Here is a 14732-nt window from a genome sequence, read left to right on the forward strand (position 1 = left end):
AATTGTGTCTATTTTGACATAAATGAATTTGCTGTTGGTATGAAGCCATTTGTAAAGATAAAAACAGAAATTTATTTCACGAGGTAAACTTAAATTAGTACTAAAAAAGACTAGTAAATAAGTTCACCCAAATTCGTTCCTCTTCCATACTTAGCTTATAAAATCTTGGGTTTTGCTGACTTAACAATACAATTCATAATGAACAAATGTAGTTTCTTTTGGTATAATTGAAAATAGTTTTCTTGGGTACATATATAGTAGAGATAAAGAAGGAGGAGAACTATGTGGAAAAAGCATAAGTGGCTAATTATTGCAGTATTATTATTGGTAATTTATGTCGCTCCATTGTTTATTCTTGGCGGGAATAGTCACGTGCGGATACATGATAATTTAGATTCTAATGTAACATGGTACAAAATGGTCTTGGATAGCGGGGACTATACGGCCAAAGTTGGGACAGCAAATATTGATCAAATAATGGATGATAGTGTTCCACGAGATTCATTTGATTCAGAATTTGTTGGAATTGATTGGCTTTATATGATTTTCAGTACACCTATTGCGTTTGCGGTGAGCCAGTTGATTACTCGTGTATTTGCATTTTTAGGATTGTTTTTATGGGCAAGGGATTATCTTATAAAAGATAAAAAATATCTCGTGCCACTTTATTTTGTTTCTTTAGCTTTTGCACTCACGCCTTTTTGGCCATCAGGTATGCTTAGTACGCTAGGGATGCCACTAGCTTTATGGGCATTTTTAAACATTAGAAATAACAAGCGGCGGATATGGAATATAATTATACTGACACTGCTACCATTTTATTCCAGTCTAATTTTAGGATTTTGTTTCTTTTTAGTAATGGTTAGTTGTATTTGGTTATATGATGTCATTAAGGAAAAGAAGGTTAATATTCGCTTTTTGCTCAGTATGATTTATATGGTTTTGTTGTATGCACTTGTAAATTATCGTTTTATTTACGCAATGTTTTTGAACCCGATACCAGATTCAAGAAGCGAATTTAGTTTACCAGGGTTATCATTTTTAAGTTCAATTCGACTTAGTTTTAAAAATTTCATTCTAGGGCATACGCATGATCAGGCATTGGCTGGATATGTTATTTTGCCCATATTATTACTTGTGCTTGTGTTAATCATTATTAATCGAGAATGGGTTAAAGAAAAGCTTTTTTTATGGTTATTAGGGTTAAATGTATTTTTATCATTTTGGTACGGTTTTTGGTGGTATCGTGGCTGGAACTGGATCAAAGAAAATGTAGAAATCATGCGGACATTTAATTTTTCGCGATTCCATTTTTTACAACCGTTTTTATTTTATGGTTTATTCGCAATCGCAATCGCTTATTTAATCAAAAAAGGAAATTGGTGGCGCAAATTAGCGTATGTAGCAATTGTGTTGCAACTTGTCGTCGTTTTCGCGAATAACTCTGAGATTTACTACCGGGTTGGAAATGGTTCCCCTACTATCAATCAATTTTATGCAACAGAGCAATTTACAGAAATTAAAAACTATATCGGTAAACCACAATCAAGTTACCGCGTTGGTAGTATCGGACTCCATCCATCTGTTTCTCAAGAAAATAGCTTTTACACTGTGGATGGCTATGTTAATTCTTATCCGCTTGCTTATAAAAGAGCCTTTCGGAAAATCATCGCTAAAGAGCTAGACAAAAGCCCCGTTCTAAAAGATTATTATGATAACTGGGGAAATCGTTGTTATTTATTTTCTGCTGAGTTAGGGAAAAATTACGATTTCGGCAAAGATTCGAAAAAGCATATTAAAAAACTAGACTTTAATATTGATGCATTTAAAGCAGTTGGCGGCGAGTATATCTTGTCTGCCGTTCCAATTGACAATGCTTCTGATATTGGACTAACATTCGAAAAAGCATTTAATAACAAAGCATCTTACTGGAAAATTTATTTATATAAGGTTACAGATTAAGAAGCAGAAAGGCTCGTTTAATCCTCTTTTTAGGATGCAAACCGGGTCTTTTTCTTTTTTTATGGTATGATAAATGAAAGGAGTGATGATTATGAAGAAAACCATTCAGTCAGTTGGTGTTTGGGGCGATAGTATTATGAAAGGCGTTCTTTTCAATCCAGAAAAAAACCGCTATACTTTGCTTAAAAACAACTGCATTAAACGAGCATCTGAAAAACTTGGCCTAACTTTTCAAAATCATTCCACAATGGGTCGAACGATAACAAAAGGTCACGAAATTCTGACAAAAGACTTAGCGAAAGATGCGACAAACGATATTGCCATTATCGAATTTGGCGGAAATGACTGTGATTTCAATTGGGTAGAAGTGTCCGAAAATCCGACAGCTGAACACATTCCGCGTACACCAATTAACATTTTTGAAACCCAACTTCTTGAAATGATTGCACGACTAAAAAAACTGGATATTAAACCTGTTTTAATGACATTGCCCCCTCTTCACGCGAAACGTTATTTTGATTTCATTACAAGAGATGGGCTGAACAAAGATAATATTTTGCGATTTTTGGGCGGCGATGTAGAGATGATTTACCGCTGGCAAGAAAGATATAGTAATGCTATTTCGCAGATTGCAGCCGAAACAGGCAGCCACCTTATCGATATTCGCGATAGCTTTCTTGCCGAATTCCATTATGAAAATTTACTTTGCGCTGATGGCATTCATCCGAATGAAGCAGGCCACATTAAAATGTCACGTAAATTCATCCAATATGCAAGTTTTCATCGAGCATAAATAAAAGGAGGAAATCCTATCTTACATTTACAAAAAATGACCGCTTCTGATTTAGAAGATTTTTTAACTACAGCAATTCCAGACTATGCCGCAGAAAAAATAGCAGCCGGCACATGGACCAAAGAGGAAGCCTTAACCAATTCAAAAGCTTCTTTCAACAAATTACTATATGACGGAATTACTACACCGAATGAGCATCTCTATAGTATTTTCACTGACCAAAAAATCGGTTATTTATGGTTTCATGTCGATGAAAAACAGGCTTTCATTTATGAATTTGTGATTTTCGAAGCATTTCGAGGAAAAGGTTTTGGTACGAAAACACTTGAGGCGCTAGATGTTCTTGCAAAAGAAATGGGCATTACTAAAATCGAACTTCATGTTTTCGCTCATAACCAAACCGCCATTAAATTGTATAATAAAGTTGGATTTAAAAATACCGACATCACTATGGCAAAATATATATAAAGAAAGGCTTGAAGTCCTATTTTTTAGGACTTCAAGCCTTTCTTTTTTTCAAGTTCTAATTCTGCCAATTTTTCATGACCTTTTGTTGTTCGAAAATATCTTGTAGTGTGATTTTCTGTATTTCGAAAAATATAATGAAACATTTCTAACCAGTAGACGCCAAGAAGTAATTCATTTTTCGTAAATGCAGCGGCTCCCGGAAATTGCATCATTTCAAAAACTAAGTAATCCATCGTCGCATTTTTTTCTTCTGTTTTAGATAAAATTTGATAGATTACCGCTTCCGTAGGCTCATCCATTCTATCAACCTCCGCTTACAACATCCCTATTTCCCCAATATGGTATACAAAATAAATTAAAATGAGGAATAAAATATTAAAACCAAGCAACATCCATTTTATCAATTTTTCTTTCACAAAAAAGACACTAATTGTTGAAATAATTCCTAAAAAAAGTGGAATTAATTTATAAAAGATACCTTTCTCTCCTCCTGGTACAATATCTGAAATATGTAATCCCCAAGTTAAAACTATCCAAGTTACAGTTAGGATTGTTAGTAAAAATGCAACAAAATCTTGCCAGTTCCTTTTCATCATAACCCCTCCTACTCCTTCTAAGCTTAACATAAAATTGGATGACAACAAAAAACAAGCTAATTTTCATAGCTTGTAAATTGTTAAATTCTAATTAAATTTAAGGCAAAAAGAGTTACAAGTAAAATATTAAACAAAATGGCAATCCATTTTTCATCCAAAAGTTTATTTAACCTTGTCCCAATAAGCGCACCTAGTATCGCTCCTGGTATCATATAAACACCAATAGAAAAGTCACTTCCACCAACAATCGCGTAAGAGCCTATACTAGCAAGAGAAGTAAGAAGTGTCACATAACTTGATGTCGCAGAGGCAGTCTTTTGATTTAGCATAAAAATAAGTAATAAAATTGGTATAACAATTGGCCCGCCACCGATTCCAAATAAACCAGCTAAAAATCCAATAATCACCCCAAATAAATAAGGCATTATCCGATATTTACTTAAAAAATGAGGCTTTTCATTGTTGCGTCTCTTTTTCCAAACCATCAAAAGTAATAAAATCACGATTAATGCACCATACATAAAACGATAAACCGCTTCCGGTAACATTTGGTTCACGATTGCACCAAGAAAAGTAGTTGGAATACTCGTTATAGCAATTTTTAGTGCTAATCCTACGTTTCCTTGCTTCCGTTTATAATAAATACTACAAGTAAAAATCGCCATCGTGAAAACTGTCAGCGCAGAACTAAAAGCCGCAGTTCCTTGAGCCACGCCCATTAGCAGTAAAATTGGCAAAAGAATTACTCCGCCACCAATACCTAAAAAGCTCCCCACAACACTTGTACTAAGCGCTATTAGAAAGTATGTTATCATATCCATTTTCCGTTACCTCTCTTCTTTCACCTTTTTCAGCTTAACATATTTCCCCGTTTTTAAAAGTACTAAAAAAAGACAATAAATTATTGTCTTTTGAATTTAAATGCTAGGGATTGGTTCAACCATCAAATTATTACTAGCCTTATCTATATATGTTACTTTCATTGCAGTTAAATCGGCTTCCCACAGTTCGATTCCTGCCAAACCTGCTAATTCAATAAATTTCTCAAAATCTATTCGTCCCGCTTGTGCTTGTTTTATTGCCTCGCGTAATTTTTCTACTGAACTTTCTTTAGAAACAGGCATAGCAACTCCATTTAACTGCGCTTCTACCATGTTATTTTGATTGTCCCAAAATACATAAACACCTTTTTGAACTAAAAATTGATATTTAATAATACCTAATTCTTTAAAACCTTGAATAACTTGCGGAAAATCACTAGCATTTTTTTCACTTGTTGCTGCTTGCAAAATCATTTGTTTGTTTATCATAACTAATCTCCAATCAAGTAAGTTTTCTATATTATACCTGATTTCTAGCTTAATCTAAACAAGCGGTTTTTCTTCTTTAAAAGTTTCAATAAGTGCTTCTTCCAAATCATATAGAGAATCATTAGTTTGGTCTAAAGTATAACCGTGATCCAGCGCAAAAATAATAATGGCATCGCGGCGATTTTTTGCATATAAAGGTGGATATTCGGTATATTTTAATAATCTACTCGCTTCATTACCTGAAAGCTTAAAACCAAACGAAAGTGCAATGGTCCGGTCACGAGAAGGTCTTCTAACTCCACTAAAAATCTGATAGCCATATGTTTCATGGAGCCTTGCCGCACGAATAACACTTGCTTTTGTTAATTTTTTCTCTACTAATAACTCTTTTAAATATGTTACCATTTCACTTGATTTAAATTCCGCCTCATTTTCATCTAAAACCTGGCGTAGATTTGTCGCTTTTTTTAATTCATGAAGTAATTTACTTGTCTCTTTTTCCCCATCCATAAGGCACACCCCCGATTGTTTTTTATATTATATCACGAAGTAAGTACCCGACTACTATGCTTCATGCTATAATTTTACTATAAAGTGTAGAAGGGATTTTAAATCAATGGGAGAAATGACACTCGCTTTTATAGAAGAACAATATAAAGAATTAGATAATCTAAATAATAAAGAAAATCCTGCTGTACTAACGCGTAATACCGCAACAGGAGAATTATTAGTTCGTAAAATAATCCCTATTAGTTTCGCTCCAGTTTTAGAGGAACTTAAAAAATTATCAAGTAACTATTTGCCCAAAATTGAAGTGATGATTCCAAATGGCAGCGAACTGATTGTATATGAAGAATATATTAATGGGAAAAACTTAGCTGACTTAATGAAAATAAATGCGCCCTTTGATGCAGATGAAGTGGCACGACTAATGTTGATGCTTTCTGACGCGCTTACAGAACTTCATACAAATGCAATTATCCATCGTGATATAAAACCGTCCAATATTATGATTTCAAGTGATGGCGTTTTAAAATTAATTGATTTTGATGCTTCTCGTGTTTTTGAAGTGGGAAAAAATCAAGATACAGTCAATCTCGGGACGATTGGATATGCTGCTCCTGAGCAATATGGCTACTCGCAAACCGACGCTCGTTCAGATATTTATAGTATCGGCGTCCTCATGCTTGAACTTTTACGTGGAAAAAATAATTTACCTGACAAAGAAACCGCTACTTCTTTAGAAAAAATCGCCATGCAAGCAGCATCATTCGATCCAGTGCAGCGTTTCCAAACCATCCAAGAATTCCGAACCGCTATTAAAAATGATTCGCTTGGACCTACCTTTGTTTCCGAGTTAACAGACTTAGGCGACTTCGCTACCATAGAAGACAGCTCAGACGAAATAAACTGGGCAACTCAAACAAATGAATACGAAAAAGATTTTATTCCCTGGTATAAACATATTCCCGGTTTTAGAACTGGTCATACCTGGAAAATGGTAGTTGCAATATTAGGCTATATTTTCATGGCATTTGGATTATTTACCCCACCAACAGAAGGCGTTAAAATGAATAACATCGAAAACTTTTTTGCTAATTTTTTCTTGATATTTCCTGCCTTCATTATATTTACTAATTTATGCGGCATCTGGTCCAAATTACCTTTACTTAAGTCCTCATCTAAAGGAACAAGAAAAGCTGGAATTATCGTATATATTTTTGTTTGTATTATAATTTATGGAATTTATACAGAAATCTTTTCTTAGTCCTATGCCCGTTGCATAGGACTTTTCTTATCTCCGCATGGTGTAATAGAAACAGATAAATTAAGAAGGAGAGAAGAAAATGAAAAATTTAAAACGCGTTTTACTATTAATGGGGATTATTACTTTTGCCCTAGCCCTAACTGCATGCGGTGGGACAGAAGATAAAACAAGTACAGAAAAAACAGAAACAGCAAAAGCAGAGACGAAAGAAAAAAAGAAAACAGATCCAAATACACTTGGCGATTATAAAGTGGAAATCCTTAGTTCTGAAGTCGTAAAAGACTATGCCGGAAACGATGCAATTGCAGTCAAAACAAAATTCACAAATAACAGTAAAGAAAATACTTCCTTTATGGTAGCCATCGATCAACAAGTTTTCCAAAATGGGACACAATTAGAAACAACCGTATCCGCTGATGGCAGCATGGGCGGTGTAGATAAAGATGTTCAACCTGGAGCTACTTTAGAAATAACCGATTACTATAAACTACAAGATACACAAAATAAAGTAGATGTTGAAGCCAAAGAATTAATTAGTTTCAGCAAAAACACAGTCAAAAAATCATTTGAATTAAAATAAAAAATCGGCCGCAGACAATCAATGTTTGCGGCTTTTAATTTAAAATCCTAACCTATTCTCGATACGGCTTCGCAAAGAATCATTTTCATTAAATGATTCCCTAAGTTCTATCGCTTTTTTAGGATAATTGGTGATGATTCCGTCTACATTTTTCCGTAAATACATTTGCATTAATTTTTCTTTATTTACCGTCCAAACAAACACCTTTTTATTATTTTGCCTGGCTTGTGTAAGCAATCGTTTATTGATGGAAAAATCTTCTAAAACAATAAAATCAGCTGATGTTTTTGGTAAGTTTCCAATATTAAGCGCTAATATAACGCCAGTTTCAAGTGTAGGGTCGGCCTGTTCTATTTTTTCGATAACTGATTGGTCCAGCGATTGGACTAAATATTTATCAGTTACTTTTTCTTTCTTTAACAATGTGACAAGACGTTCTACCATATCGCTAGATTCCCCGCCATGCAACTTCACTTCCACGAGTATATCTATCTTATTCTTTTTCGCTGTCTTGATAATTTCATCGAAAGAAGCTATATGAGATGAATAGTCGCCACTCTTCACTTTAGTTTGTTGCAACTCTTTTAAAGTCATATCTGCGACACGCTTAGAACTGCCAGCAAGTCTTCTCAGTGTCATATCATGGAAAACAACGAATTGATGATCTTTGGTTTCTTGAATATCAATTTCACTGTAATCTGCCCCGGCCTTTGCAGCTGATTCAATTGCTTCCACCGTATTTTCAACAGCATTCATTGTTTCACCGCGATGGGCTATTATTTTTGTGTTTGGTTCATATAAAGTCGCATTTACTGTATAAATATTAAAACCACTAAAAATAATGAAAACGATTATCGCTACAATAATAAATCTCTTTTTATGCGGAAACTGGTTGCGCGCGACAGGAGCTGGTTGCCCTTCGATAGCAAAGGCATTCTTCACTAATAATTGCGCAATGATTCCTTGAAAAATCCCGGCGGCAAAAAAGCCTATCACTTGCAACATGGTTAAAGTAATACCAGCTATAACAACCGCAATTCCCGGAGTTATTTTTTCTACTAAGAGAAGTGGTAACATAATAATCGTCGCGATAATAGATACTAAAAAGCCAATCACAACAATTATTAAAACCCATTTTAGTAACATGAAAAACAAGTGTTTTTGCGGGTATTTCCAACTTTTTCGGATAGCTCCACTTATTTTGAGTGATTTATCTTCAATAAAATATGGTAATGCGAATACGAGTCTCGCGCTAATATAGAAAATAATCGCCATTGCAATAACATATAGCCACGTTCCCGTCGTCGTTTTCATTAATTCATCTGTAATAAAGTGCGGCAAATAGAGGTTTTCTGTAATCGTAATTGGTAAAGATAATCCTGCAATTGGCAAAAGTAAAAAGAAATATAGCAGAAAATAAATCGCTTGATAACTAAGAAAGTATTTCGCTTTTACGTTTAGCCTTTGTATGATTTTGAATACGGTATAGCTTTCTCCCCGCAATTGATAAATGGCCATCATTATAAAGAAACCCAGCTCATAATATACAAACAGTAAAATGAGTAAAGCTAAAATCAGCAGCATAATAACAGCAACTGGGCTCGAAAAAACTTCTCCGAGATTGGCGTCTGTAATTCCTGGCACTCCGATAACTCGGAGAATAAAGAAAAAGAAATAATAAATAAAAGGCCCAATCACAAATGCCTGCAAAATCGTCAACAACAAGGTTACTTTTAGGTAATCTGTCTTAAATTGATATAAAATTTTCAAACTGTCTTTTAAATCTTTCATTTGCTTCTCCCTTTTTTGTTCAATTTTCAAGGCTTTATAGTTTATCAACGAAGCAAATTTAGTTATAATTAATTCATAAAGTTAACTATTTAAAAAGAGGTGATATGATGCATCCGATTGAACAATTGTTAGCAAATAAACATATTACTACCATTGATATTGAATCAAATACTCGCTTAAAAGAAGGTAGTTTGCAAAAACTTATTGATAAAGATATTCGCACTTCTGATATTAGTCTTCGTGTTCTCAGCCAAATAGCTATTTTTCTTAATACGGGAGCGGATATCGTCGCTAAACAACTTAGCGATTTAGAAGTAGCTAATGACCTCGCCTTTCTTATAGAGGATTAAAGAACTAAGTACATCATTGTTACGTCCAAATACCGCCCTTCCACTTGCATTAATGCTGGAATCTCACCAGCTTCAATAAAACCGAACTTTTTGTACAAATTAAGTGCTCGCTTGTTTTCAGAAACAGCTTCTAAGTAAACGAGTTTTAAACGTTCAGTTTTTTTAGCATGTTTTATTAATTCTTCCATAATAATCGACCCTATCCCTAAACCCCAAAATTTCTTCTGTGTAGAAATAGTTAGCTCACATGTATGTAATTCTCGCTTTTTTGTATGGCCAATAAGTTGAGAAACACTTGCAAGTTCATCTTCAATAAAACTTAATAACATTATAGAGCCTGGGTTTTTAGCCGATTCTTCTATGTATTCCACTTCTTCTTCTACGCTAAATGAAAAATCACCTTGCCCAAAAGATAAATAATCTGTCTCACCTGCTACTTCATTCAGATAAGTAACAATATTGCTCGCATCCTCTTTCGTAGCCTCTCTAATCGTCAGTATTTGTCCGTTCTTAAGTTCGCTAGTTTCCATACAGACACCACCTTTTTTGCTATTATAGCCTATCCATTCTACACACGCAAACAGCAAAAAAAGCTAGATGCTGTCATCTAGCTTTCCGAAAATCTTATTTATTAAAAGAAATTACTATTTTTCCAACTGCATGGTGAGTTTCACTTAATGCATGTGCATCGAAAACCCCTTTTTCAGAAAATGGGAAAGTTGCGCCAACAATTGGTTTCACTGTTTTATTTGCAAGTAATTCACCTAATTTTTTCAGTTGTTTACCGTTTGGTTGAAGCCAAATTCCATTCGCAGTCACATTTTTTTCTTTCGCGCGGTCTTCATTTGAAATACCAACGATACTTACTAAACGACCTGTTCCTTCTTTTAATACATCATAGCTATCAGTTTCGATTTGACCACCCATTGTATCAAAAACAACATCGATGTCTGAAAGGACATCTTTAAAATTCACTTTTTTATAATCAATGACTTGATCTGCTCCAAGAGATTTTAGTAGTTCATGATTTTTCGCACTAGCTGTTGTGATAACTTCTGCTCCAGCATATTTTGCAAGTTGAATTGCAAGTGTTCCAACGCCGCCAGCTCCAGCATGAATCAATACTTTCTCACCTTTTTGAAGTTTTGCGTGATCAAATAATGCTTGCCATGCTGTTAAACCTGCAAGTGGAATCGATGCTGCTTCATCAAAACTAATACCTTCTGGAAGAGGTGCAAGTAAGTGATCATCTACTGCTGTATATTCAGCATACGTACCAAAACGCGTTGTTTCAGGACGAGCAAATACTTCATCACCAACTTTCCAATCTGTTACACCTTCTCCAACTTCAGAAATAACACCCGCTACATCCCAGCCTAAAATAATTGGGAATTCCCAGTCCATCATTTGTTTTAAGTATCCTTCACGAAGCTTCCAATCAATCGGATTAATTGACGTTGCGGCTTCTTTTACGATTACTTGATTTTTACCCGCTTTTGGCATTGCTACTTCTTTTTCTTTTAACTCTTCTTTACCACCATAATTTTCAATTACAACTGCTTTCATTTTAACTTCTCCTCCATTTTCTCTACATTATTCATCATTTTTGTGACTGATTTAAGTAACGCACTGACTTCATCCTCAGAAAATTCTTCTAAAGCCCCACTTTGGAATTTTTCTTTTTCCATAAGTAAAGAAGCTAACTCTGCCTCGCCAGCTGGTGTTAAAAATAAATACGTATAGCGTTTATTCTCATCTTGCTTTTTACGAACGATAAGCCCTTGCTCTTCCATTCGCTTCAAATGACGGGTAATACTTGCTGAATCAATATACAGCTTTTCTTTTAATCTGTTCTGACTTTGACCAGGCGTTTGTTTAATATGAAATAAAATCTCTACTTTCGTAAAGCTCATATTCGTTTGTTGTTCAAATACATGACTTATTTCTTTAGATAACAAATGCATCCGGTAAAGCAGTTCCGAACGTTTCGTACATGGTTCCAGCATTTCCACCTCCATAGTTGACATGTCAAATGATATATCAACTATTATACGCTTCCTTTTTTAAAGCACAAAATATCTGCTCAAATATTAGTGGCTAATTTTTTGTAAGCAATATACTTGCCGTTAACTGCTAAAATAAGCTACACTTAATAGATAATTTAAAAAAATGGAGGCAAGATGTAATGACAAACGTACTTTTCATCAAAGCAAATGGTTTACCTGCCGAACGCTCAGTCAGCGTGGCACTATACGAAATTTTCCTAACTGAATACAAAAAGTCCCATCCGGACGATAATGTAACAGAATTAGATTTATTCGAAGCGGATCTACCTTATTATGATGTAACAATGATGAGTGGATTACATAAAGAAGTAGCTGGTGAGACTTTAACTCCGGAAGAAAAACGATTAGCTGATATTGCAAATGGGTATTTAGATCAATTTTTAGCTGCTGATAAAATCGTTATGGCGTTCCCACTATGGAACTTCAGTATCCCAGCACAATTTTTAACTTACTTATTCTATTTAAATCAAGCTGGAAAAACCTTTAAATATACAGCTAATGGTCCAGTTGGTTTAGTAGCAGATAAAAAAATTGCTCTACTTAATGCACGTGGTGGTATTTATTCAGATGGTCCAATGCAAAGCTTTGAAATGTCTTTAAACTATGTTAAAAATGTTCTAGCGCACTTTGGTATCTCTGAACCAGAAATGGTTATTGTAGAAGGTCACAATGCTAAGCCAGATCAAGCAAAAGATATTATCTCTGCTGGAGCAAAAGAAGCAGTAGAGTTAGCTAAAATATTTTAATTTTAAAAAGTCGCCAAAAAGATTTTCTCTATTTGGCGACTTTTTTCGATTTAGCTCGTTAACATTTTCGACATATTTTTGTTTACAATACTATTAAAAGTGGAATTGGAGTAAGACACTATGTGATAAAATATTATAAATACAACTAAAGGAGGTTACAATCTGTGAGAAAGGTAGTTACCAAAATTGGTATATATACTCTCTTAATTATGTCATTTACTATTTTATTTTCTATGGATGTCTCAGCTGAAGAAAAGAGTAATGTGAGAGCTGCACAAGATATTGTAAACATTCCTGATCCTGTTTTAAAAAGTTATTTAAATGGACTTTTAGGACAACCTAGCACAAGTGATATTACCGAAGCGCAAATGGATACTATTATAAACGTTACTATTAATAACAGTAGTTTGAAAGATTTAACTGGGCTTGATTACGCCCACAACCTAATTTTTTTAAATTTAACAAATACTGGTGTGACTGACTACTCTCTCGTTACTAAAATAACTAGTTTAACTAATCTTAATATTTCTGGAGATAACTTAACTACTAATTCATTACCTAATTTAAATGGTTTAGAAAACTTAAATAACTTAACCTTAACCTCTGGAAAGCTCGACAATAGTGCTTTGACAAAATTTAATAAAATCCCCAATTTAACTTTTTTAAATTTAGACAGCAATCCTGCTATCACAAATGTCATGCCTCTCAAATCACTCCCAGATTTAACCACCTTATTTATCCAATTTTGTGGGGTAAATGATTTCCGCGGAATTGATTCTTTTCCAAAATTGACTAATTTATCAGCCTATGGGCAAAATGTTGGTAACGCTGTTTTAATCAACAGCAAAATTAAAAGCTCATCTTTAAATTATAATGAAACAAACCAAACTATTTTTGTGCCATTTACTTTAATGACTGAACGTAGCATTAATTTTGATGGTTATCTATTCCCCTTTACAACTAATACAGGAAGTTCTAATACTTATTTCACTTTAAATGGTGTACAAATTAGTGGCGACCGCTTAAGTATTACTGATACAGGTATAACTGTAAATGGTATTACAAAGGATTACTTTGATTCTATTACTAAAATGGAGTATAATGCCCGTTACGATAATCCTGCTGGAAGTTATCCAACCCCTCCTAGTTTTAATAGGTATTCTGTATCTGCTGGAACATACGACCACTTTTTTGACATTGAGCATTCTCTAACTATTACGAATGATTCAACCATAAGCTATGCAGAGCAGAAGACTGTTACCGAAGAACAGTTTTTAAAAGATATTCATGCTGAAACCGATGACGGAACACCTGTCACCAGTGATTTTGATACTGTAGTAGATTTTAATAAACCTGGTGTTTATACAGTAACATTAAATGCCGAAAATGCGGCTGGTTTAAAAGCGGCTCCGACACAAGTATCTGTGACTATCCTTGCAAAACCAGTAATTACAGCTAATAAGAGCATTTCTTACGTAAAAGATACAACCAAGACAGCGCAACAATTTTTAAAAGATATTTCGGCTAAAACAAGTGATAATAGCCCAGTTACAAGTGATTTTGATAGTGTTGTTGACTTAACTAAAGTCGGAACATATAAAGTAACTCTAAATGCGATAAGTGCTGATGGGATTGAAGCAGACCCAGTTATTGTTTTAGTAAATGTGGTAACAGGTACTGAACCACCAACGCCACCTGCTCCTTCCCCCACACTAGACCCTATGCCAGATCCTGATAATCCAGTTGTAGTTGATGATAATAATGATCCTATTCTATCGGTTGACTCAGCAACTACTCCGATTACTGAAAAAAAAGCTTCTAAAAAAGCAACTCTCCCGGATACGGGTGACTCAAACCAAGAAATGATTGTATTAATCGGTATCATTTTAGCAGGTATAGCCGTTATCTTTTTCCGTAAAAGAAAACATAGTTAAATAAAAAGCAGTCGTGACCTAAAATTTAAGTCACGACTGCTTTTTTTATTTAGTTACTGTACCGTGAAAGGCACCCATACCGCCCATTACATTCGTTACTTCAAAACCTTCCGCTGCTAAAAACTGACTTGCGCGCTCAGAACGACCACCTGCGTAACAAATAATCGTATAAGGTTTTTCTTTATCCAGTGTTGCTAGTTTTTCTGGAAGTTCATTAATTGGAATATTTATTGCGTCTGGAATGTGTCCTTCAATAAAAGCATCCGCATCTCTGACATCTAAGATATAATGCTGTGACTTTTTTAATTCTTGCTCTAAATCATTTGCCGTAATGGACTCATACATCTATTTTCACCTCTTCAATTTCT

At 34.5% G+C, this 14732-nt stretch carries 18 protein-coding genes; 8 read left to right on the top strand and 10 right to left on the bottom strand.

Translation table 11 applies throughout. From position 1 onward, the window contains the following. Positions 1-282: 282 nt before the first annotated feature. From HCB45_RS02660 to HCB45_RS02670, 3 genes are all read left to right on the top strand, one after another. Positions 283-1962, top strand: a complete 1680-nt coding sequence (locus tag HCB45_RS02660; protein WP_185618613.1) for a DUF6044 family protein — start codon at positions 283-285, stop codon at positions 1960-1962. Positions 1963-2053: 91 nt separating this feature from the next. Beyond that, the gene (locus HCB45_RS02665) at positions 2054-2755 is read left to right on the top strand and encodes an SGNH/GDSL hydrolase family protein (RefSeq protein ID WP_185618615.1); all 702 of its coding nucleotides are present in this window, start codon (positions 2054-2056) and stop codon (positions 2753-2755) included. Positions 2756-2773: 18 nt separating this feature from the next. Next, on the top strand, positions 2774-3223 hold the full coding sequence (locus HCB45_RS02670) for a GNAT family N-acetyltransferase (RefSeq protein ID WP_312025794.1): 450 nt from the start codon (positions 2774-2776) through the stop codon (positions 3221-3223). Between the two features lie 23 nt (positions 3224-3246). On the opposite strand, the gene HCB45_RS02675 is transcribed toward HCB45_RS02670, so the two are convergent. The 5 genes from HCB45_RS02675 to HCB45_RS02695 form a co-directional block, all read right to left on the bottom strand. After that, entirely contained in the window at positions 3247-3522 is a 276-nt protein-coding gene (locus tag HCB45_RS02675) for a DUF3116 family protein (RefSeq protein ID WP_185618619.1), read from the bottom strand. Positions 3523-3537: 15 nt separating this feature from the next. Then, complete coding sequence (locus tag HCB45_RS02680) at positions 3538-3816, bottom strand: hypothetical protein (RefSeq protein WP_185618621.1); 279 nt, start codon at positions 3814-3816, stop codon at positions 3538-3540. An 83-nt stretch (positions 3817-3899) separates the two neighbouring features. Beyond that, a complete protein-coding gene (locus HCB45_RS02685) occupies positions 3900-4640 on the bottom strand; it encodes a sulfite exporter TauE/SafE family protein (RefSeq protein WP_185618623.1) in 741 nt (246 codons plus the stop codon). A 96-nt stretch (positions 4641-4736) separates the two neighbouring features. Further along, positions 4737-5129 carry a DUF1398 domain-containing protein gene (locus HCB45_RS02690; RefSeq protein WP_185607580.1) on the bottom strand — a complete coding sequence of 131 codons (393 nt, stop codon included), beginning with the start codon at positions 5127-5129 and terminating at the stop codon, positions 4737-4739. Between the two features lie 54 nt (positions 5130-5183). Beyond that, positions 5184-5639 carry a hypothetical protein gene (locus HCB45_RS02695; RefSeq protein WP_185318115.1) on the bottom strand — a complete coding sequence of 152 codons (456 nt, stop codon included), beginning with the start codon at positions 5637-5639 and terminating at the stop codon, positions 5184-5186. Between the two features lie 106 nt (positions 5640-5745). On the opposite strand from HCB45_RS02695, the gene HCB45_RS02700 reads away from it, so the two are divergent. Then, entirely contained in the window at positions 5746-6897 is a 1152-nt protein-coding gene (locus HCB45_RS02700) for a serine/threonine-protein kinase (RefSeq protein WP_185618625.1), read from the top strand. Between the two features lie 79 nt (positions 6898-6976). Further along, the gene (locus HCB45_RS02705; protein ID WP_185318113.1) at positions 6977-7477 is read left to right on the top strand and encodes a DUF5067 domain-containing protein; all 501 of its coding nucleotides are present in this window, start codon (positions 6977-6979) and stop codon (positions 7475-7477) included. 39 nt (positions 7478-7516) lie between these two features. On the opposite strand, the gene HCB45_RS02710 is transcribed toward HCB45_RS02705, so the two are convergent. Continuing rightward, positions 7517-9268, bottom strand: coding sequence for a glycerophosphodiester phosphodiesterase (locus HCB45_RS02710; RefSeq protein WP_185318112.1), 1752 nt, complete (start codon positions 9266-9268; stop codon positions 7517-7519). A gap of 107 nt (positions 9269-9375) precedes the next feature. Here HCB45_RS02710 and HCB45_RS02715 point away from each other — a divergent pair, with 107 nt between their 5' ends. Next, on the top strand, positions 9376-9618 hold the full coding sequence (locus tag HCB45_RS02715) for a hypothetical protein (RefSeq protein WP_185618627.1): 243 nt from the start codon (positions 9376-9378) through the stop codon (positions 9616-9618). Here the strand turns inward: HCB45_RS02715 and HCB45_RS02720 are convergent. The 3 genes from HCB45_RS02720 to HCB45_RS02730 all read right to left on the bottom strand — a co-directional run bounded on the left by HCB45_RS02720 (position 9615) and on the right by HCB45_RS02730 (position 11636). Further along, positions 9615-10148 carry a GNAT family N-acetyltransferase gene (locus tag HCB45_RS02720; protein ID WP_185618629.1) on the bottom strand — a complete coding sequence of 178 codons (534 nt, stop codon included), beginning with the start codon at positions 10146-10148 and terminating at the stop codon, positions 9615-9617. The genes HCB45_RS02715 and HCB45_RS02720 overlap by 4 nt on opposite strands. Positions 10149-10242: 94 nt before the next feature. Further along, on the bottom strand, positions 10243-11184 hold the full coding sequence (locus HCB45_RS02725; RefSeq protein WP_185618631.1) for an NADP-dependent oxidoreductase: 942 nt from the start codon (positions 11182-11184) through the stop codon (positions 10243-10245). Beyond that, positions 11181-11636, bottom strand: a complete 456-nt coding sequence (locus HCB45_RS02730; RefSeq protein WP_185618749.1) for a MarR family winged helix-turn-helix transcriptional regulator — start codon at positions 11634-11636, stop codon at positions 11181-11183. Before HCB45_RS02730 ends, HCB45_RS02725 begins: the two co-directional genes overlap by 4 nt. A 167-nt stretch (positions 11637-11803) precedes the next feature. Between HCB45_RS02730 and HCB45_RS02735 the strand changes: the two genes are divergently transcribed. Both HCB45_RS02735 and HCB45_RS02740 read left to right on the top strand, forming a co-directional pair. Beyond that, a complete protein-coding gene (locus tag HCB45_RS02735; protein ID WP_185618633.1) occupies positions 11804-12430 on the top strand; it encodes an FMN-dependent NADH-azoreductase in 627 nt (208 codons plus the stop codon). A 209-nt stretch (positions 12431-12639) separates the two neighbouring features. Then, complete coding sequence (locus tag HCB45_RS02740) at positions 12640-14364, top strand: LapB repeat-containing protein (RefSeq protein ID WP_221771063.1); 1725 nt, start codon at positions 12640-12642, stop codon at positions 14362-14364. A 45-nt stretch (positions 14365-14409) separates the two neighbouring features. On the opposite strand, the gene HCB45_RS02745 is transcribed toward HCB45_RS02740, so the two are convergent. Next, positions 14410-14709 (bottom strand): rhodanese-like domain-containing protein, encoded by a 300-nt coding sequence (locus HCB45_RS02745; protein ID WP_185318107.1) that lies wholly within the window; start codon positions 14707-14709, stop codon positions 14410-14412. Between the last annotated feature and the right edge of the window lie 23 nt (positions 14710-14732).

The organism is Listeria farberi (genome assembly GCF_014229245.1).
GTDB classification, from domain to species: domain Bacteria; phylum Bacillota; class Bacilli; order Lactobacillales; family Listeriaceae; genus Listeria; species Listeria farberi.

Excerpts from the sequence above, each read along its gene's own strand:
- HCB45_RS02710 (WP_185318112.1), bottom strand. The coding sequence starts at position 9,268 with ATGAAAGATTTAAAAGACAGTTTGAAAATTTTATATCAATTTAAGACA.
- HCB45_RS02700 (WP_185618625.1), top strand. The coding sequence starts at position 5,746 with ATGGGAGAAATGACACTCGCTTTTATAGAAGAACAATATAAAGAATTA.
- HCB45_RS02660 (WP_185618613.1), top strand. The coding sequence starts at position 283 with ATGTGGAAAAAGCATAAGTGGCTAATTATTGCAGTATTATTATTGGTA.
- HCB45_RS02725 (WP_185618631.1), bottom strand. The coding sequence starts at position 11,184 with ATGAAAGCAGTTGTAATTGAAAATTATGGTGGTAAAGAAGAGTTAAAA.
- HCB45_RS02675 (WP_185618619.1), bottom strand. The coding sequence starts at position 3,522 with ATGGATGAGCCTACGGAAGCGGTAATCTATCAAATTTTATCTAAAACA.
- HCB45_RS02715 (WP_185618627.1), top strand. The coding sequence starts at position 9,376 with ATGCATCCGATTGAACAATTGTTAGCAAATAAACATATTACTACCATT.
- HCB45_RS02680 (WP_185618621.1), bottom strand. The coding sequence starts at position 3,816 with ATGAAAAGGAACTGGCAAGATTTTGTTGCATTTTTACTAACAATCCTA.
- HCB45_RS02705 (WP_185318113.1), top strand. The coding sequence starts at position 6,977 with ATGAAAAATTTAAAACGCGTTTTACTATTAATGGGGATTATTACTTTT.
- HCB45_RS02685 (WP_185618623.1), bottom strand. The coding sequence starts at position 4,640 with ATGGATATGATAACATACTTTCTAATAGCGCTTAGTACAAGTGTTGTG.
- HCB45_RS02745 (WP_185318107.1), bottom strand. The coding sequence starts at position 14,709 with ATGTATGAGTCCATTACGGCAAATGATTTAGAGCAAGAATTAAAAAAG.
- HCB45_RS02740 (WP_221771063.1), top strand. The coding sequence starts at position 12,640 with ATGTCATTTACTATTTTATTTTCTATGGATGTCTCAGCTGAAGAAAAG.
- HCB45_RS02730 (WP_185618749.1), bottom strand. The coding sequence starts at position 11,636 with ATGGAGGTGGAAATGCTGGAACCATGTACGAAACGTTCGGAACTGCTT.
- HCB45_RS02695 (WP_185318115.1), bottom strand. The coding sequence starts at position 5,639 with ATGGATGGGGAAAAAGAGACAAGTAAATTACTTCATGAATTAAAAAAA.
- HCB45_RS02720 (WP_185618629.1), bottom strand. The coding sequence starts at position 10,148 with ATGGAAACTAGCGAACTTAAGAACGGACAAATACTGACGATTAGAGAG.
- HCB45_RS02690 (WP_185607580.1), bottom strand. The coding sequence starts at position 5,129 with ATGATAAACAAACAAATGATTTTGCAAGCAGCAACAAGTGAAAAAAAT.
- HCB45_RS02735 (WP_185618633.1), top strand. The coding sequence starts at position 11,804 with ATGACAAACGTACTTTTCATCAAAGCAAATGGTTTACCTGCCGAACGC.
- HCB45_RS02665 (WP_185618615.1), top strand. The coding sequence starts at position 2,054 with ATGAAGAAAACCATTCAGTCAGTTGGTGTTTGGGGCGATAGTATTATG.